This window comes from Alteromonas sp. KUL42, from assembly GCF_006538325.1.
Lineage (GTDB): Bacteria > Pseudomonadota > Gammaproteobacteria > Enterobacterales > Alteromonadaceae > Alteromonas.
Genome location: NZ_BJKK01000017.1, coordinates 1 through 18984 on the forward strand (window position 1 = coordinate 1; position 18984 = coordinate 18984).

General features: G+C 44.7%; 19 protein-coding genes. 8 read left to right on the top strand and 11 right to left on the bottom strand.

The features are described from left to right. Nucleotides 1-36: 36 nt before the first annotated feature. Nucleotides 37-456 (bottom strand): hypothetical protein, encoded by a 420-nt coding sequence (locus tag EYR97_RS17740; protein WP_131095105.1) that lies wholly within the window; start codon nucleotides 454-456, stop codon nucleotides 37-39. A 181-nt stretch (nucleotides 457-637) separates the two neighbouring features. After that, on the bottom strand, nucleotides 638-892 hold the full coding sequence (locus EYR97_RS17745; protein ID WP_131095106.1) for a hypothetical protein: 255 nt from the start codon (nucleotides 890-892) through the stop codon (nucleotides 638-640). A 277-nt stretch (nucleotides 893-1169) separates the two neighbouring features. On the opposite strand from EYR97_RS17745, the gene EYR97_RS17750 reads away from it, so the two are divergent. Continuing rightward, the gene (locus tag EYR97_RS17750) at nucleotides 1170-2138 is read left to right on the top strand and encodes an integron integrase (RefSeq protein ID WP_131095107.1); all 969 of its coding nucleotides are present in this window, start codon (nucleotides 1170-1172) and stop codon (nucleotides 2136-2138) included. 74 nt (nucleotides 2139-2212) lie between these two features. Here the strand turns inward: EYR97_RS17750 and fadA are convergent, their stop codons facing one another. Beyond that, nucleotides 2213-3376: an acetyl-CoA C-acyltransferase FadA gene (gene fadA / locus EYR97_RS17755; RefSeq protein ID WP_131095108.1), complete on the bottom strand. Its 1164-nt coding sequence runs from the start codon at nucleotides 3374-3376 to the stop codon at nucleotides 2213-2215. 18 nt (nucleotides 3377-3394) lie between these two features. Continuing rightward, nucleotides 3395-5545 (bottom strand): fatty acid oxidation complex subunit alpha FadB, encoded by a 2151-nt coding sequence (gene fadB, locus EYR97_RS17760; protein ID WP_131095109.1) that lies wholly within the window; start codon nucleotides 5543-5545, stop codon nucleotides 3395-3397. 585 nt (nucleotides 5546-6130) lie between these two features. On the opposite strand from fadB, the gene EYR97_RS17765 reads away from it, so the two are divergent. The 3 genes from EYR97_RS17765 to EYR97_RS17775 all read left to right on the top strand — a co-directional run bounded on the left by EYR97_RS17765 (nucleotide 6131) and on the right by EYR97_RS17775 (nucleotide 10503). Next, the gene (locus EYR97_RS17765) at nucleotides 6131-8224 is read left to right on the top strand and encodes a transglycosylase SLT domain-containing protein (RefSeq protein WP_242635108.1); all 2094 of its coding nucleotides are present in this window, start codon (nucleotides 6131-6133) and stop codon (nucleotides 8222-8224) included. A gap of 106 nt (nucleotides 8225-8330) precedes the next feature. Next, the gene (gene pepQ, locus EYR97_RS17770) at nucleotides 8331-9650 is read left to right on the top strand and encodes a Xaa-Pro dipeptidase (protein ID WP_131095111.1); all 1320 of its coding nucleotides are present in this window, start codon (nucleotides 8331-8333) and stop codon (nucleotides 9648-9650) included. Nucleotides 9651-9783: 133 nt separating this feature from the next. Next, nucleotides 9784-10503 carry a ZIP family metal transporter gene (locus EYR97_RS17775; RefSeq protein WP_131095112.1) on the top strand — a complete coding sequence of 240 codons (720 nt, stop codon included), beginning with the start codon at nucleotides 9784-9786 and terminating at the stop codon, nucleotides 10501-10503. Between the two features lie 181 nt (nucleotides 10504-10684). Here EYR97_RS17775 and ispB read toward each other — a convergent pair whose 3' ends face one another. Then, complete coding sequence (gene ispB / locus EYR97_RS17780; protein WP_131095113.1) at nucleotides 10685-11659, bottom strand: octaprenyl diphosphate synthase; 975 nt, start codon at nucleotides 11657-11659, stop codon at nucleotides 10685-10687. A 432-nt stretch (nucleotides 11660-12091) separates the two neighbouring features. On the opposite strand from ispB, the gene rplU reads away from it, so the two are divergent. From rplU to folA, 4 genes are all read left to right on the top strand, one after another. After that, nucleotides 12092-12403, top strand: coding sequence for a 50S ribosomal protein L21 (rplU, locus tag EYR97_RS17785; protein ID WP_131095114.1), 312 nt, complete (start codon nucleotides 12092-12094; stop codon nucleotides 12401-12403). 15 nt (nucleotides 12404-12418) lie between these two features. After that, a complete protein-coding gene (gene rpmA / locus EYR97_RS17790; RefSeq protein ID WP_012517170.1) occupies nucleotides 12419-12676 on the top strand; it encodes a 50S ribosomal protein L27 in 258 nt (85 codons plus the stop codon). Between the two features lie 146 nt (nucleotides 12677-12822). Further along, nucleotides 12823-14001 carry an Obg family GTPase CgtA gene (gene cgtA, locus EYR97_RS17795; protein ID WP_131095115.1) on the top strand — a complete coding sequence of 393 codons (1179 nt, stop codon included), beginning with the start codon at nucleotides 12823-12825 and terminating at the stop codon, nucleotides 13999-14001. Between the two features lie 179 nt (nucleotides 14002-14180). After that, nucleotides 14181-14684 (top strand): type 3 dihydrofolate reductase, encoded by a 504-nt coding sequence (folA, locus tag EYR97_RS17800; RefSeq protein ID WP_242635109.1) that lies wholly within the window; start codon nucleotides 14181-14183, stop codon nucleotides 14682-14684. Nucleotides 14685-14832: 148 nt separating this feature from the next. On the opposite strand, the gene EYR97_RS17805 is transcribed toward folA, so the two are convergent. The 6 genes from EYR97_RS17805 to EYR97_RS17830 form a co-directional block, all read right to left on the bottom strand. Beyond that, nucleotides 14833-15162 carry a superoxide dismutase [Ni] gene (locus tag EYR97_RS17805; RefSeq protein ID WP_242635110.1) on the bottom strand — a complete coding sequence of 110 codons (330 nt, stop codon included), beginning with the start codon at nucleotides 15160-15162 and terminating at the stop codon, nucleotides 14833-14835. A gap of 48 nt (nucleotides 15163-15210) precedes the next feature. Next, the gene (locus tag EYR97_RS17810; protein WP_131095116.1) at nucleotides 15211-15576 is read right to left on the bottom strand and encodes a hypothetical protein; all 366 of its coding nucleotides are present in this window, start codon (nucleotides 15574-15576) and stop codon (nucleotides 15211-15213) included. A gap of 181 nt (nucleotides 15577-15757) precedes the next feature. Next, complete coding sequence (gene rpoS / locus EYR97_RS17815) at nucleotides 15758-16750, bottom strand: RNA polymerase sigma factor RpoS (protein ID WP_131095117.1); 993 nt, start codon at nucleotides 16748-16750, stop codon at nucleotides 15758-15760. Between the two features lie 74 nt (nucleotides 16751-16824). Then, nucleotides 16825-17715 (bottom strand): peptidoglycan DD-metalloendopeptidase family protein, encoded by an 891-nt coding sequence (locus EYR97_RS17820; protein WP_131095118.1) that lies wholly within the window; start codon nucleotides 17713-17715, stop codon nucleotides 16825-16827. Nucleotide 17716: 1 nt separating this feature from the next. Then, nucleotides 17717-18295 (bottom strand): YqaA family protein, encoded by a 579-nt coding sequence (locus EYR97_RS17825; protein ID WP_131095119.1) that lies wholly within the window; start codon nucleotides 18293-18295, stop codon nucleotides 17717-17719. Beyond that, nucleotides 18292-18927 (bottom strand): protein-L-isoaspartate(D-aspartate) O-methyltransferase, encoded by a 636-nt coding sequence (locus EYR97_RS17830; RefSeq protein ID WP_131095120.1) that lies wholly within the window; start codon nucleotides 18925-18927, stop codon nucleotides 18292-18294. The genes EYR97_RS17825 and EYR97_RS17830 overlap by 4 nt, the downstream gene beginning before the upstream one ends. Nucleotides 18928-18984 lie beyond the last annotated feature (57 nt).

Genomic DNA, 18984 nt, shown 5'->3' on the forward strand with positions numbered 1-18984 from the left:
AGTCCACATAAGCTTGCGAGCGATTTAATGCGTTTGTTATATGCCGTTTACCATGGCTTCAGCGCCTTCTTTTACCTGCTCATTTGTTAAGTAGATACCACTTTGTGACTCAAAAGTAATTACCTGTTTTTCATAACCTAAAAGGTATGCTGAATAGAGAGCAACTATCATCTCTTCCATGTTTCCACCCCAGCGAAACGTTACTACGACAGGTTCTTCATATGGCGAAAAGTCGTAAGTTGGAAAGTACTCTTCGAGTTCGGAAAGTGGCGCAAGATAAGTTTCTACTCCCGAATCACTATCATTCAACTTAGCTGGTAAGAAACCACTATGTTCTTTTAAATCTACATTTTCAGAAAAGATGACCGGAACGGTTAATTTATTTGATAACTCATTCAGTTCATTCGTATCAGGAACGTCATTAAGTGACATAATGACATACAGCGTCATAGACATTGAAAAATCCTTCTAGGTTGTTCGAGGCATATAACTTTCCAATAACGGGCGCAGACATGTGGGGCATAATGGCGAAGCCGCCCCGCGTGTATGCGTCCCAGCGAACGAAGTGAGAGAGTTTATTGGCTTGTTAGGTGACATTTTTATATAACCTTGAACTCGCTCTTTATATTTATATGGCTTACACAATAATTTGTGAAGACATTACTAGAATAAATAAAAGTAAAATCCATATGCCAGCATGGTTCCTCTTTTGTAATTGCTTTTCACTTAAAGAACCACGCGAATTTAAGACAAAAACACCAATAAATTCAGAAAGGTCAACACCAATAAAAATAGAGCCAAAAACAGCTTTAATTGCCTTTATGTACGAATAAATAGCGATAGCTCCAACAACAAAAGTTGTTAAAAAGTAGAGCAAAATTAGAATATCCACTGGCACCTAACAATTTAATCGTTCCCAAAACGGTACGATTTCCCGAACCGGAACGGGGTTTTTGTCCGTTTAAGTTTATTTAAGGATTTACCATAACCTAACGCTACTGCTAATAAAAATCGTATTTGGTGTTTTTTGCTCAAAAGTTAAAAACACCAAATCGGCGTGCAGGTGAATTTGGGGTATTTCGTGAGTTTTTTCACGCTTAAAACAAGCGTTAAGGTCAGTTATCTAGAAAAAATATTTTGCTTAGACTGCTTTTTCCTAGGAGCAGACTATGAAATCAACTTTCACTAAAGCACTTTACGAGCACATGATGCTGAAGCGATACGCTAAACGCACAATACAAACGTACCTAAATTGGATTACAGACTACATTCGCTTCCATCATTTTCAGCATCCTAAAGACTTAGATGTTGTCCACGTGGAAGCGTATTTAACGCACTTAGCAATAAAGCGCAAAAACTCTCGCTCTACGCAAGCGACAGCGCTTAATGCTTTGGTTTTTCTATACAATAAATATTTAAACCAGCCTCTTCCTGATGAAATGAATTTTGTAGGTAGTGGCAGAGAGAGAAAGTTACCAGTAGTGCTTACACAGCTTGAGGTTAAAGCGCTGTTAGGACGAGTACCTATTCACCATTATTTGGCAGTAGCACTGTTATATGGAAGTGGTCTACGATTAATGGAATGTGTGCGTCTTCGTGTTGGTGACATCGACTTTGATTACAAAAGCATTCGTATTTGGTTCGGGAAAGGCGGAAAACACCGTGTAGTAACTTTGTCAGAATCACTTATTCCACTACTTAGAAATCATATAAGTGAAAGTGATAAACTTTTAGCTAGAGATACCCTAATACCAGAATTTGCTGGGGCATGGATCCCGCATGCATTGCGGAAAAAATATCAACAACGCAATAAAACCATTGAATGGCAGTATTTATTTCCCGCTGCCAAATTAAGTGTCGACCCAGAGAGTAAATTACTTCGCAGGCATCACATAGATGAAAAGCAAATTCAAAGGGCTGTTACGCGGGCAGCAAATGATGCAGGTATTATTAAACATGTCACTCCTCATACTCTAAGGCATTCTTTTGCAACTCATCTATTACAGTCGGGAGCAGATATTAGGACGGTGCAAGACCAACTTGGTCATGCCGATGTACGCACCACTCAAATATACACACATATTTTGCAGCAAGGCGCGAACGGTGTGGTAAGCCCGCTATCAAATCTGGTTTTTTAGTTATTGAACGGCCATCAAAAAAGGGCCCGAAGGCCCTTTTCAATATTTAGCTTTAAAAGTGCTTATTTAAACGCTTATACACGCTCAAATACAGTAGCAATACCTTGGCCTAAACCAATACACATAGTCGCTAAGCCTAGGCTTACGTCTTGTGATTCCATTAGGTTGATAAGCGTACCCGAGATACGCGAACCAGAACAACCTAGCGGGTGACCAAGTGCAATCGCACCACCGTTAAGGTTAATCTTAGTATCTAGGTGGTCCATCCAACCTAGTTGCTTAATGCATGATAGCGCCTGTGCTGCGAACGCTTCGTTAAACTCAGCAAGTTCAATATCGTCCATAGTAAGGCCAGCGCGCTTAAGCGCTTTTTGTGTTGCTGGCACTGGGCCGTAACCCATAATTGCCGCATCACAACCCGCCACTGCCATCGAGCGAATTTTCGCACGAGGCGTTAGGCCAAGCTCTTTCGCACGCCCTGCTGACATAAGTAGCATTGCTGATGCACCATCAGACAGCGCAGAAGACGTACCCGCAGTTACGGTTCCGTTTACTGGGTCGAACACTGGGCGAAGAGCCGCCATGCTCTCTACAGTGCTTTCTGGGCGAACTACTTCATCGTAGTCAATAAGCTTTAATACGCCGTTTGCATCGTGGCCTTCAACCGGCACAATCTCGTTAGCCCAGCGGCCTTCAAGGTGTGCTTTGTGCGCTAGCTGGTGCGAACGTGCACCAAAAGCGTCTTGTTGCTCACGAGTAATACCATTTTGACGGCCAAGTAGCTCGGCAGTCATACCCATCATACCCGACGCTTTCGCCGTGTATTTAGCAAGACCTGGGTGGAAGTCGATGTTGTAGTTCATCGGTACGTGACCCATGTGCTCAACACCACCAATCATGTAAATATCACCACGGCCGCTCATGATGCCGCTTGTTGCATCGTGAAGGGCTTGCATTGATGAACCACATAAACGGTTAACCGTTACCGCGCCTGTAGTGCGTGGAATTTTTGTGAGTAGTTGCGCGTTACGTGCAACGTTGAAGCCTTGTTCTTTAGTTTGCTGAACACAGCCCCAAATAATGTCTTCAATTTCCGCTGGATCTACGCCAGGGTTACGCTCTAGTAGCGCGGTCATCAGCGCAGCAGAAAGATCTTCTGCACGCACATTTCTGAAAACACCGTTTTTTGAACGACCCATAGGGGTACGAACGCAATCAATTACGACTACTTCTTTCATTAAATTTTCCTCCGGGTCTTATGCGAAATAGGATTTACCAGCAGCGGCCATTTCACGAACGCCGTCTGAAATCTGATAAATTGGACCAAGTTCAGCGTACTTGTCTGCCATGGCAACAAAGTTCGCCAAGCCAATGGTTTCAATCCAACGGAAAATACCACCGCGGAATGGAGGGAAACCTAAGCCGTAAAGTAGCGCCATATCTGCTTCAGCTGCGCTATCTACAATGCCTTCTTCTAGGCAGCGAATTGCTTCGTTTGCCATTGGGATCATAAGGCGTGCAATAATGTCGTCAGCTTCAAAGTCTGACTTCTCAGCTACGTGTGGTGCCATTAGTGCGTATGCTTCTTCAGCAGGTGTTTTAGACGGCTTGCCGCGCTTATCAACACCGTAATTGTAGAAACCTTTACCGTTCTTCTGACCTAAACGCTGTTCTTTATAGAACAAGGTTACTGGGTCGTTGTCTAGGCGAGCCATACGCTCTGGAATGCCCGCTGCCATTACGTCTGCTGCGTGATCGCCAGTGTCGATACCCACAACGTCCATTAGGTAAGCCGGGCCCATTGGCCAGCCAAAGATTTTTTCCATTACTTTATCAACAGCAACAAAGTCAGCACCGTCGATAAGTAACTTACTGAAGCCCGCAAAATACGGGAACAATACGCGGTTTACCAAGAACCCTGGGCAGTCGTTAACCACAATTGGGGTTTTGCCCATTTTAAGGGTAGCGGCTACCACTGCATTAATGGTTTCTTCTGACGTTTTTTCGCCACGAATAATTTCAACTAGCGGCATGCGGTGCACTGGGTTAAAGAAGTGCATACCACAGAAGCGCTCTGGCTTGTCTAGGCTTTCTGCTAGTTGATTGATAGAGATAGTAGACGTGTTTGAAGTGATGATAGCGTCGTCTGCTACATTGTCTTCTACTTCTTTAAGCACAATACCTTTTACTTTCGGGTTTTCTACAACCGCTTCAATAACAAGGTCTGCATCTTTAAGCGTGCTGTACTCAAGGGTAGGTGTAATAGCGTTAAGTGTTTGCGCCATTTTAGTCGCATCAACTTTGCCGCGCTGCATGCCTTTACCAAGAATTTTGGCTGCTTCTGAAAGACCAAGGTCAAGAGCACCTTGGTTAATGTCTTTCATGACTACCGGCGTGCCTTTCACAGCGCTTTGATACGCAATGCCGCCACCCATGATGCCAGCACCTAGTACAGCATTAAGTTTAGACTGCTTAGTGGCTGCTTTTGCTTGCTTCTTGCCTTTGCTTTTAACCAGCTGGTCGGCAAGGAAAATACCAATTTGCGCTTTCGCTGCATCGGTTTTCGCAAGGGCTACAAAGCCTTCGTTTTCAAGCTTAAGTGCGCCTTCACGGTCCAGTACAGAGGCTTTTTGTACAGTCTCAACCATTTTGTGCGGTGCAGGGTAGTGTTTACCTGCTTGAGCAAATACCATGGCTTGTGCTGTAGAGAAGCTCATCATAGCTTCGTTTTTGTTTAGCTGTAGTGGGGCTTTCTTAACCGCACGACGTGCTTGCCAGTCAAACTTACCGTCAGCTGCGTCCTTAACCATTGAAAGTGCGCCTTCAGTTAGCGCTTCTGGTGCAACAACTGCATCAACCGCACCTTCAGCAAGGGCTTTCGCGCCTTTTCTGTCGCGGCCAGTGGTCATCCACTCTAGAGCGTTATCAGCGCCAATTAGACGAGGTAAGCGAACCGTACCACCAAAACCAGGCATAAGGCCTAGCTTAACTTCTGGTAAACCAATTGAAGCTGTTGTGTCTGCAATACGCAGGTCACACGCCAATGCCATTTCACAGCCGCCACCTAGAGCGAAGCCGTTAATTGCAGCGATGGTAGGGAAAGGTAAGTCTTCGAAGCGGTCAAATACTTGTGAAGTATTCGCAACCCATTGTAGTACTTCTGCGTCATCCATGGCGAAAAGGCCAGTGAACTCGGTAATATCTGCACCTACAATAAAGGTAGGTTTTGCACTGCGCACTACTAAGCCTTTTACATCACCTTTGGCAAGTAGGGCTTGTGTTGCTTCGTCAAGCTCTGTCACCGTTTGGCGGTCGAACTTGTTTACTGAACCTTGGGCGTCGAATACCAGCTCAGCAAAGCCGTCATCTAACAGGCTGACGGAAAGACTTTTGCCTGTGTATATCATTATCATCTCCTTCGGCATTGGCCAGGATGTTAGTGAGTATAGTCAACTCGTTTGTAGGGTCGTGTCCAAATCACTAACGCGTTAGGGTGGCTAATTTTTTACAAAACCACACAAAATTTCAACAAAACATTCAAACAGCTGTTTCAATTTGTCTTAAGGTAGTGGTCCGATGACTTAAATTCAAGGGTAAATATTAAATTCGCCCTTCATTTCGGATTGGGTGGTTGTATAATGTACGTTATTGGAGCAAAGCGCCAATCCACTATAAGAATAATCTACAATCATTTTTAGCTATTTTCGTAAAGCATAGCTAACGGCCATAGGCACAACATTTTTAAAGGCAAGAAGCCACATTGCGGTTTACCGTCTGCGTGTCACCTGATTTTTTTCAAAAAGTTATTAGAAGCTATTAGGTCAACGGGTAAAGCAAACTAGGGTTTAGGCGGTTTAGTTTGGCAACTTTTTATCAAATAAAAAGGGCAGCCAAAAGGGAAATCAAAAGAGCTGCGTAAATGGTGCTGTTGAGCTTAAGGAATATGCCACTACATGTTTCATGTAAAGCATAGAAGAGGTAGGAGTTTTATTGTGTCTGGTAGTCATTCTAAATCAAGCCATGGCAACTATCCGTGCCACCCTTGCCCCGAAGGGCGGGGCAGCAATCTTGCCGTGTTTAATATTGTCTGTATCCTCGCTATTTTCCTGTGTGCATTTACCTCGATAACCGCCGTAGCAACTACTTCTACACAGTCGTTTCTCAACCTGCCTAACGACATTTACAAAGACAAGCGTGAACAGTTTTTAAGTGTAGAGAAAAGACTGCGCAGTTATTCACGCCACCGCGTGAATACCCTCGACAATGAAATTTATGCACTTGCCGACTACCCTCTATACCCTTATTTATTGCGCTTGAAACTAGAGCGCACCATGTCTCTTGATACGCGACGAGAAGTGAGGCAATTTCTAGATGACTATGCTGGTCAACCTGTAAGTTATGGGTTGCGCTATCAATGGCTTAGTTACCTAGCCAGTCACAATTACAGAAGTACCTTTTTAGATGATTACCGCGGTGGCATGGGAGCAAAACTCACCTGTATCTCATTGAATTACCGGTTAAAGCAAGGTGAAGACCAACGTACGGTGCTTACCGATGTAAACCCGTTATGGCTTCACGGGCAGTCTCAACCCGACGAGTGCGACCCGCTTTTTGCGAAATGGAAACGCTTGGGAATGATGACGCCTGAAAGCGTTATTCAGCGAATTGAAATAGCGGCTAAAGAGGGCAATCGCGGTATTATTTCGTATCTTAAACGCCAGCTTCCCACTGATCAGCAATACATTGCCGATGCGTGGCTTGCGGTTACCCGCGACTCAAGCCGTGTTGACCAAAAATCATTATTCCCACTTAAAAATAACGAACATGAGTCTGAAGTGATTGTATGGGCGCTCGAAAAACTTGCATGGCGCAAGCCCGATCTAGCGGCCAAAGTGTTCAAGCGTTATCTCGACAAGGGCATATTGTCTGAGCCACAGCAACACATTGCCAAGCGGGCGATTGCGCTAAGTTACACGTTAGATCGTTTACCACAAGCCCATGAATGGCTGGAAAAAGCCGATGTAGTAGGGGCAGACGAAGACGTTAAGCTGTGGCATATCGCACATTTGTTGCGTACGCAAAAATGGCAAGAAGTGGTAGATGTTATAGATAACGCGCCTTTGTACTTGCAGAAAGAAGAGAACTACCGTTATTGGAAGGCACGGGCACTAGAAATGTTGGGGCAGTCGATGCAGGCTACCGTATTGTATCAATCGTTAGCGCAAGAGCGGCATTATTATGGTTTCATGGCCAGTGCACACATTGGCGAAATCCCATCGTTGTCTCATTCGCCTGCGCCTAAAAACACCGATGCGATGGCGAAAGTTGCCAACACACCTGCCACATTGCGCGCCATAGAGTTTTTTAGGTTAGCGCGCAACACTGAAGCACGCCGTGAATGGTTCTACTTGTTATCGCACATTCCCGAATCGCAAGTTACTGATGCCGGTATTTTGGCTTATGAATGGGGATTGTACGACCAAGCCATTAACAGTTTTGCACAAAGTGGCTACTGGGACGACGTTGAACGCCGTTTTCCTTTGGCCTTCAATGATGTATTCAGTGAAAAGTCTCAGGCTCACAATGTATCAAAGTCGTTTGCCATGGCTATCGCAAGACGGGAAAGCTCGTTTCGTACCGATGCTATTTCTTCCGTAGGAGCCGCGGGGTTGATGCAAATTATGCCTGGCACCGCGCGTTATGTAGCACAAGAAAAAGTAACTAGAAATGCACTATTTCAGGCCGACGAGAACATCGACTACGGTATTCAATACCTGCGTTATTTGATGGATAAGCTTAACAACAACCCAGTACTGGTGTCGGCTTCTTATAATGCGGGGTGGCGAAAAGTATTGGAATGGCTACCGGCTAACGAAGCCATACCCGTTGATATTTGGATAGAGAATATTCCGTACAAAGAAACACGTGCATACGTTAAAGCGGTAATGGCGTACCAACATATTTACGATCAACAACTGGGAAGTAACGAGAATATCTTTCCGCAACTTACCCGCGATATGATCCCTTCTGCTGAGGCTGTGAGTACTCATCCTGAAACGGGGCTCTTACAACTTGCTCCGCGCTAGACAAGCGCGGTGCAATTTGCGCTTAGCGCAATGCAGGGTATACGGTCCTCGTGTTACACTGTTATAAAAGACAAACCATCTAACGACGAAAAATATAAGAGGGGCTATGTCGCAACATAAAGCAACCTACCAAGAACATATCGATGAACTTCAAGCGCGCACGCGCGAGGCACTTTTGCGAGAGGGCCTAGATGGCCTAGTGATCCACTCAGGGCAGGGTAAGCGCTTGTTTCTGGATGATAACCACTACCCGTTTAAGGTTAACCCCCAATTTAAAGCTTGGGTTCCGGTTATCGACAATCCAAACTGTTGGTTGGTGGTAAATGGTGTCGATAAACCCACTTTAATTTTTTATCGCCCTGAAGATTTCTGGCACAAAGTACCGCCAGAGCCCAATGACTTTTGGACTGACAGTTTTGACATTAAACTACTGCAACAGGCCGATGCCGTTGAAAAATACCTGCCATATGACAAAAAGCGTTTTGCGTATATTGGCGAGTATATCGAAGTGGCAAAAGCATTGGGCTTTGAAAACGTAAACCCAGACCGCGTGCTGCACTACTTGCATTACCAACGCGCCTATAAAACCGATTACGAGCTTAACTGCATGCGTGAAGCAAACAAGCTTGCGGTAGCAGGGCATAAGGCGGCAGAGCAGGCGTTCCGCGAAGGTAAAAGCGAGTTTGATATCAATTTGGCCTATGCCACAGCGTGTCGTCAGGGTGACAACGATGTACCTTACACCAGTATTGTTGCTTTAAACGAACACGCAGCTATTTTGCATTATATGCAATGCGATACCGTGGCACCTTCGCAATCGCGCTCGTTCCTCATTGATGCGGGGGCGAATTATCACGGTTACGCTGCTGATATTACGCGTACCTATAGTCAGCAGTCTGCGCTTTTTAGCGATTTGATAAAAGCGGTTGATAAAGTCACGTTGACACTGGCAGATAGTCTTAAACCCGGAGTGGCGTATACCGACATCCATCTACTGGCACACGACGGCATTGCGCAAATTCTTCACGATACGGGTATTGTTAACTTAACTCCGCCTGAAATTGTAGAACTGGGTATTACACGTACGTTCTTCCCGCATGGCATTGGTCACTTTTTAGGATTACAAGTACACGATGTGGGTGGGTTGGTAAATGACGATAGAGGCACACCAAAACCAGCGCCAGAAGATCACCCATTTTTGCGCTGTACCCGTGTGGTAGAGCCTCGTCAGGTGTTCACCATTGAGCCAGGCTTATACTTCATCGACAGCCTGTTACGCGATCTAAAGGCCACGCCTAATTCGAAGTATATAAACTGGGATACCATCGACGCGTACAAGCCGTTTGGTGGAATTCGCATTGAAGATAACATCATTGTTCATCGCGACAAAAACGAGAACATGACCCGTGAACTCGATTTAAATTAGTCGTTGTTTGCCTATGGCAAATATAACTGTGAAAAGAGCAGCTTAGGCTGCTCTTTTTTGGTTTAATGAAACAATAATGTGTAGGTTGATACCGTCGCAAAACGCGAAGTTTCATCGAAATAACGGAGTTGATATGGGGCAAGCAGACATAGTGTTACTGGTGGTGATATCAACCCTTGCTGGGCTTGCCATGCCAGCAGGTGCATTGTTAGCAACCTACAAGGGTATTCAACCTCGGTGGATTGAAAAAGAACTTCGTCACGGCATATTGGCACTCGGGGCTGGAGCACTTATTTCAGCGGTGGGCTTGGTGCTGGTGCCAGAAGGTGTGAAGGATGTGTCTATTCCAACGGCATTGTTATGCTTTGTTGGTGGTGCGCTTGCCTTTATGGCGCTTGATATTTATTTAGCTAAGAAGAAAACCGCAGGTAGCCAATTAACGGCCATGCTGACTGATTTTGTGCCTGAATCTATTGCACTTGGTGCTACTGCTGCATTAGGAGGGGGGACCATGTTGCTTGGCGCATTAATTGCTGTACAAAATTTGCCGGAAGGCTTCAATGCGTTTCGAGAAATGCTGCCTAAGAATAAAAAGCGCAGTGGTAAACTCATTGGCCTATTTGCCGTGATGGCGTTATTGGGCCCTTTGTGCAGTCTTATAGGTTTTTACTACTTAGTACACTATCCCGTTATTGTTAGTGGCATAATGTTGTTTGCCGCTGGTGGCATTCTATATTCGGTGTTTCAGGATATTGCACCGCAAATTCGCATGGAAAACCATTGGCTTCCCCCGCTAGGTGGTATCTTAGGTTTTTTGGTGGGCTTGATAGGTTATATGCTAGAAAAGCACTAGAGCCTGTTGACCTTTGCAGTACTTTCCTCGTTCATTCAAAGCGAGTTTCAGGCAAGAATGAGGCGCAAGGTTTGGTTATTCCAAACAAGCAGCGATTAAAGCAGTATGGGGCTCGCTTGGGCAGCTACTACAGCACATTTTTAACCGCATGAGTGTGCTGCAGTGGCTTCATTCATTTCTTTTAACTGGTACGCTCAACCGACATATACGCCAGTGCAACAAGTGCGTCCTTGTATTGTGAATCTGGAATAACAGCTAGGCTATCTATGGCCATTTTGACTTCGTTATTCGCTTGTTCACGGGTGTAATCTAACGCGCCTGTTTCTTCCATAATCTGTTGAATACGCGTTAGGTGAGGCAAACCATTACCCTGTTCAATGGCTTCTTGAATAAGGTGTTTGTCTTCATTGCTTGTTGCATGCCACATGGCGTAAAGCAGTGGTAATGTTGGCTTGCCTTCAGCCAAATCGTCACCGGCATTTTTACCCATTTCTTCACTGTCGGCCATGTAATCAAGAATATCGTCAGCCAGTTGGAACGCGGTGCCTAAATGTTTACCGTATTCTTGCATAGCCTTTTCAATATGCGCTTCTTTATCGGTAAGCACGGCTGCTAGTTGGGTTGCCGCTTCAAACAAGCGAGCTGTTTTGCCATAGATAACGTCGAAATAACGTGCTTCAGTGGTCGAGGCGTCATTGCAGTTCATTAGCTGCAATACTTCGCCTTCGGCAATTTGGTTAGTGGCTTCAGACAAAATTTCCATTACGCGCATGCGCTTAAGGCTTACCATCATTTGAAATGAGCGGGTATACAGGAAATCACCCACTAATACAGAGGCTTGATTACCAAAGATCGCATTTGCCGTTTCGCGACCACGTCGCATGGTCGATTCGTCTACCACGTCATCGTGCAACAATGTGGCAGTGTGAATAAATTCAACAATGGCTGCCAGCGTGTGGTGATCATTATTGTCAATGCCCATTGCTCGGGCGCTTAACACGGTAAGCAATGGGCGTAGTCGTTTGCCGCCACTGTTTACAATGTAAAAACCAAGTTGATTGATAAGTGACACGTCTGAGTCAACTTGCTGTTGAATCAACTGGTTAACCGCCTGCATATCTTCGTGCGATAAGGCGCGGATTTGATCTATATCCATAGGCATGGCAATAAAAACTTACTCTAACGTCTGGGTAGTAACTGGTGGCGATTGTACCTTAATCAGGTTTTCTATCCACCCAATTGTCTTAAAAAATGACGGCTTACCGTATTTAAATGTACTTTGGCATGATCAGTAATGATCTTGTGCGATCCCGATCGTTCGCGATCAGCCTCTTTGGCGATCAATTGATCACAATTTTGATGTTTCATACTCAAATATATAATGCAAAGATCGTACTTTTCTCCAATTTTTTCGCTATTTATGCCTTTTAAAGCTGCATAAAATGGGCAATTCGGGCATAATCCGCACCATGTTGGAAAAATAATCTATTTTTCTGCGAATCGGGGTTGTGATTTACGGATGTTTCACGTACAATTCGCGCCCTGTTTTTTGAATTGAAGCGTCAGTGGACGCAGAGCGGAGTTAACTATGTACGCGGTTTTCCAAAGTGGCGGTAAACAACACCGTGTGGCCGAAGGCCAAACCGTTCGTCTTGAAAAAATCGAAGTAGCCCCAGGCGAAACGGTTGAATTTGACAAAGTTTTAATGGTAAGCAACGGTGACGATGTAAAAATCGGCACACCAATCGTTGCTGGTGGTAAGGTGACTGCTGAGGTTGTTACACACGGTCGTGGCGATAAAGTAAAAATCGTTAAGTTCCGTCGTCGTAAGCACCACCGTAAGCAAGCTGGTCACCGTCAGTGGTTCACGGAAGTGAAAATCACTGGTATCAACGCATAATAGGAGCACGAACACATGGCACACAAAAAAGCTGGTGGTAGTACCAAAAACGGTCGTGATTCAGAAAGTAAACGCCTAGGTGTTAAGCGCTTTGGTGGTGAATCTGTTCTTGCTGGTAACATCATTGTTCGTCAACGTGGTACTCGTTTCCACGCTGGTGACAACATGGGTATCGGTAAAGACCACACGTTGTTTGCATTAAAAGACGGTAAAGTTCAGTTCGACGTTAAAGGACCGAAGAACCGTAAATTTGTAAGCATCGTAGCTGAGTAAGCGCGAAAGCTTCTCGCCGAACAGGCTTAGAAAAACCCCGCGCTTGCGGGGTTTTTTGTTTTAACGCGCAAAGGCGTAATATGGTGTAAACTTAGGGTTTACTCAAGTAAGTTAATAACCCACGGCTTAATAGCCCGGAGTGATAAATGAAATTTGTAGATGAAGCTGAAATTCGCGTTGAAGCCGGAGATGGCGGCAACGGTGTTATTGGCTTTAGAAGGGAAAAATACGTACCTAAAGGCGGCCCGGATGGTGGCGACGGTGGTGACGGCGGCAGTGTATTTTTACAAGCCGATGAAAACCTGAATACATTGATCGATTATCGCTTTGAACGTTTTCACCGTGCAGAGCGTGGCCAAAACGGCCAAGGCGGCAACTGTATCGGTAAAAAGGGTAAAGACCTAACGGTTATGGTGCCTGTGGGAACACGGGCAACCGACAACGACACCGGAGAGGTACTTGGCGACCTTACTCGCCATGGTCAAAAACTGAAAGTGGCCCAAGGTGGTTTTCACGGCTTGGGTAATGCGCGTTTTAAGAGCAGTACGAACCGCGCGCCACGTCAAAAGACCAATGGTACACCAGGTGAAATTCGCAACTTGAAGCTAGAGCTTATGCTACTTGCGGATGTGGGCTTATTAGGGATGCCAAATGCTGGTAAATCTACGTTTATTCGCTCGGTATCGGCGGCAAAGCCAAAAGTAGCAGACTATCCGTTCACCACCCTTGTGCCTAATTTGGGTGTTGTACGTCAAGACTCTCAGCGCAGCTTCGTGGTTGCCGATATTCCAGGGCTTATTGAAGGCGCTGCCGATGGTGCTGGCCTAGGTATTCGCTTCTTAAAGCACTTAGAGCGCTGCCGTATTTTGCTTCACGTAGTGGACATTTTCCCAGTTGACGAAACCGACCCAGCAGAACATGCCAAAGCCATTATTGAAGAGCTAGAGAAATACAGCCCTAAGTTGGCAGAAAAACCACGTTGGCTAGTATTCAACAAAGTAGACCTATTACTTGAAGAAGAAGCCGAAGAGCGCTGTCAGCACGTTATTGACGCGTTAGGTTGGGAAGGTCCGGTTTATCAAATTTCTGCTTTCCAGAAACTAAACCTAGACCCGCTTTGTAACGACATTATGGACTTCATTGAAACTCTTCCTGCGGAACTTGAAGAGCAAGAAGACAAGAAAGAGGTGGAGTTCAAGTGGGATACGTACCACAAGAATACTCTTGAAGCTCACGATGAGTTTGAAGATGGCTTAGGTGACGATCTTGATGATGATGACTGGGACGAAGACGATTACGACGTGGAAGTTGAGTATCGTCGCTGAGAAACAGCCGCTGAGGAACAGTCGCTGAGAAACAGTTTCACTCTAGCATTCTACACATTATAGAAGCACGACGTTCGTCGTGCTTTTTTGCATTTTCCCATTAACAAATATTTATGAGAGCGTTAATTACGTGTCAGTTCCTGTATCATAAGCAACAGGAACATTGAGGTAGAAAGAATATGAAATTAGCAATGATTGCCGCCATGGCGAATAACCGAATAATCGGTGCAGACAATGACATGCCTTGGCATCTGCCGGCGGATTTGAAGCACTTTAAATCGGTTACTATGGGCAAGGCCGTGATCATGGGTAGAAAAACCTATGAGTCAATTGGTAAGGCATTACCGGGGCGCCCTAACATCGTTATTACCAGTAACAGTGAATACAGTCTATCTGATGCAACGGTAGTAGACTCTCCAGAATCTGCACTAGAAGTTGCAAAAGCACTGAGTACAGATACTGATGAAATTATGGTTATTGGCGGCGGAACTATCTATCAGTTATTTCTTGATTCTGCTGACACTCTGTATTTAACGTATATTGACTTAGACGTACCTGGTGATACTCAGTTTCCAGATTTTGAAGCGTTAGATTCGTGGACAGAAGAAGAGCGCGAAGTCTTCCAGCCTGATGATAAAAACCCTCATTCCTATTGCTTTGTTAAGTTAACTAGGCGCAAGTAAGAGGAACTTATAACAGGTATGTTATTCGGCGACTTCAACGTCTTATATGATAAATAATCTTCCCAACGATTCGCACTATGCTAAACACAACAAATTCAAATGGTGGATATGGGCAGGAAACCGACTTTGTTTCAACCTCTTTTGTTTTTCAAAAGCGCGTTGCTAAATCGTTTACATGAGAGAGCAATTCTAATGCTTTATTTCTGTCAACATGCAGCTTACACGCTGAAGTTGCCAAATTGATTTTATGTACAAGCTCGTGAGAGTCCAAGAACTTCTCAAGTTGAGGGGCCTTAAAATAGTCGCCCCATATAACTCGAATTTCTGGCTTAACCTTTTCAGCATGAATTTCCTTTTCTCTTACCAAGCTTGAAATCCGTACGTTATCCGAAAGTGTGGGTGTTTCGTTTTTACTTTTTTTACTTTGATTAAGTGAGTCACTATAACGGTTTGCGTAGTGCACTATTTGTATCTGCAAACCCTGTCGCGAAGAAGTGGGTGCATATTAAAAAACAGTGGCACTACTTTACGCCTTGAATTTCCATGTAACACCGTGTTCAACCATGCTCTCCGAAGCTGTAACTACTGTGTGAGCTCGGTCAATAATTGCATTTCTATAAAGCGGTAGCCTTAGATGAAAATATGTCTCTTCTAACATACTTGCTAGTGACATAATTTTTTTAGCCATTTTAGTGTTAGTTCCACCGTCAATCTCTAACAAAATAACTGCAATATCAAAAGCGCATCCCAAGTAAGGCACTGCCTCGCTGAGCTGGCCGCTATACATAAGCATGTTTCCTTGCATTTCATCCCTTGCCATCACGTGAATCGCTTGTTCAGGATGACTGTAAACCCAATCAGTATGTTTTGGGCACAAAAATTGTAGTTGCATGTTGGCTCCTCCTGAATACACCATAGAATAATAATTTTCCACATGCAAATGATAATTATTTCTATTTTGGCTTTTGAGGATGACAAAGTAAAAAAAATCCCCACGAATTGCTTTGCGGGGATTTTTTGTTAAAGATAAGCACTGATTTGGCTATAACCATCTCGGGTGCATTGAATGGGGGCTATTTCATTTGATCAAACAAGTTTTCTAATGAAAGGCCTTGGTGACCAAGCATGTCGCGTAACCTGCGAAGTGCCTCAACTTGAATTTGGCGAACACGCTCTCGCGTCAACCCAATTTCAACACCTACATCCTCTAGGGTAGATGGTTCATAACCCATTAATCCAAAGCGTCTTGCAAGTACTTCTCGTTGCTTGGGGTTTAGTTCTTCTAACCATGTAATAATGTTTGTTTTAATGTCAGAATCTTGTAAGCACTCTTCAGGGCTAAACTCTTTTTCGTCTGCAATAATATCAAGTAGCGCTTTGTCGTTTTCACCACCAATTGGTGTGTCTACTGACGTAATACGCTCATTTAGACGAAGCATCTTTGTCACGTCTTCAACGGGCTTATCAAGTGCTGCTGCTATTTCTTCAGCTGTTGGCTCATGATCCAGCTTTTGAGATAACTCACGTGACGCTCTAAGGTATACGTTAAGTTCTTTAACAACGTGTATAGGCAAACGGATGGTGCGCGTTTGGTTCATTATGGCGCGTTCAATAGTCTGTCTAATCCACCATGTGGCGTAAGTTGAGAAACGGAACCCACGTTCTGGGTCAAACTTCTCTACAGCGCGAATAAGGCCTAAATTTCCCTCTTCAATAAGGTCAAGTAGAGCTAATCCACGATTGTTGTAACGGCGAGCTATTTTCACAACCAAGCGAAGGTTGCTTACAATCATACGTTTGCGCGAGGCTTCACAGCCTTTCAGTGAGCGGCGTGCAAAATACACTTCTTCTTCTGCGGTAAGCAGTGGTGAAAAACCAATCTCACCAAGATAAAGTTGTGTTGCATCCAGATTTTTAGGTTGGTCATCCTGACTGAAAAGTGCGTCATCACTCTCCAATTCAGCATCGTTTGTTAAGGTCTCGTCAGCCTTCATATCAGCTGGCATATCGATGACTTCTAAGTCATCTTGAGGTTTTGATTCCAAGGCTTTCGTTGATTTACCCATCGTGAATCTCCTGCTACAAGGTTTGCCTTATGACGTTTCTCCTTTGTCTTTTTTCTTATTATTTATTGTTATTATTATAATCTTGGCAGGTATTTAAGCGGGTCTAAAGATTTCCCACGATACCTAACTTCAAAATGAAGCTTAACCGAATCTGTACCGCTGTTACCCATGGTTGCTATTTTTTGACCCGCCGACACCCATTCACGTTCTTTAACTACTATGGTGTCATTGTATGCGTAAGCACTTAAGAAAGTATCGGTATGCTTAATTATTACTAAGTTACCGTAGCCGCGAAGAGCACTTCCTGAGTAAACAACTTTCCCATCTGCTGCGGCAAGTACATTACTGCCTCGCGCACCAGCTATATCTATACCTTTGTTGCCCGATTCCGCCTTACTGAATGTGTCAACCAGTTTACCTTGTGCGGGCCACACCCATTGCTTTACCTTACTTGGGAAACTTGTTGGAGCGACTTTTTTCACGCTCGAAACAGGCTTCTTAGGAACAACTACCGGTGCAGTTGTTGGAACAGGTATTTTAGGTGCTTTAACAATTTCTTCACTTTCACGATACGCCTGTGTTTTTTTGCGGTCAACCAGACTTTTGTCTACACTGGGCGTGGTCGGATCTGTTGACTTTTTAGTCAGTTTTGGCGATCTATCGGTGGCATAGGCTGCCTTACTAGGGGGCGTAACCCGAAGAGTTTGGCCGGGGAAAATAGTGTAAGGTTCAGATAATCCGTTATATTTTGCAAGATCTAGATAATCGTTACCGGTGTACCAAGCCACTGCAAAAAGGGTGTCGCCACGTTGTACTTTATACGTATCTTGGGTGTATTCTTCGCTGCCATCAACAACTTGACTATTAAGTAATACAACAGGAGCAGGGGCGCTTCTGTCTGCGCATCCTTGCAGAGCGAATAGATAGAGTAATGTAGCTGCAACAGTCCCTAGCGGCTTAAGCATGTCATCGCAGCAACAAGTAAGCGGCTATGGCAAGTAATACCACGCCCCAGCCAAGAATTTCTACATACTGCCGTAGCTTTTGCTCCATGGCTGCTCCACCCCAGCGCATTAACCCTGCAACCAAAAAGAAACGGGCACCGCGACCAACAGCCGACGCAATGATGAAAGGAAAGAATGCCATTTGCAGGAAACCAGCGCTTACAGTGAATATTTTATAGGGGATAGGCGAGAACCCCGCTAAAAATACAACCCACACGCCATAATCCTTAAACCACTGCATGGCGGTATCTATTTTGTGTGCATAGCCCCATTGCTCAATAAGCGGTGAGAGCCAAGCCTCAAAGGCAAAATAGCCGAGACAATATCCTGCAATACCGCCCAAAATAGACGCAATTGTGGTAATAAGCGCAAATTGCCACGCTCTGTTTGGTTGAGATAACGCCATGGGCGCTAACATTACATCGGGAGGAATAGGAAAGAACACCGATTCTGAAAAGCTGAGCCCACCTAAGTATTTGGTTGCATGACGATGCCTGGCCCAGCGTAATGCCATGTCATAGCATGGCTCAAAAAGCTTCACATTAGCTCTCCTGCAACAAGGGGGACAAACCTGACTGACTCAATGGTTGAGGTTTGTAGCTCACCTTCTATTCTATCAATGCAAAGCAGTGATTGTTGTTCGTTACCCACAGGGATAATCATTCTACCGCCTTCTTTAAGCTGATCGCACAAATCTTGAGGAAGGCTTGCCGCAGCCGCCGTAACAATAATGGCGTCGTAAGGGCCTTTTGAAACCCAACCTTTCCAACCGTCACCGTGTTTCATAGAGATATTGTGAAGGTCGAGTTGGTTCATGCGGCGTTTAGCTTGAAACTGCAGTGATTTGATGCGTTCTACACTAAATACTTTATTAAAAAGCTGGGCTAAAATGGCGGTTTGATAACCTGAACCTGTGCCTATTTCTAACACCTTTTCAGGTTTATTTGGGCTATCTAGTAGCAATTCGGTCATTTTGGCAACAATATACGGCTGCGAAATGGTTTGTCCTTGACCAATGGGCAATGCCGTATTTTGATAGGCCTTGTGTTTTAATGCGTCGGGTAAAAAACCTTCGCGGGGTGTACCTGCAATGGCGTTTAACACAGCTTGCGAACGTATACCTTCGTTATATAGCAGCTGTGCTAACGCGTCTCCTTTTCTAGAAGCTCTCATGATATTGCGTACTTTCCTTTATTATTATTCAAAACTACGCAAAACAGGTGATTTTGC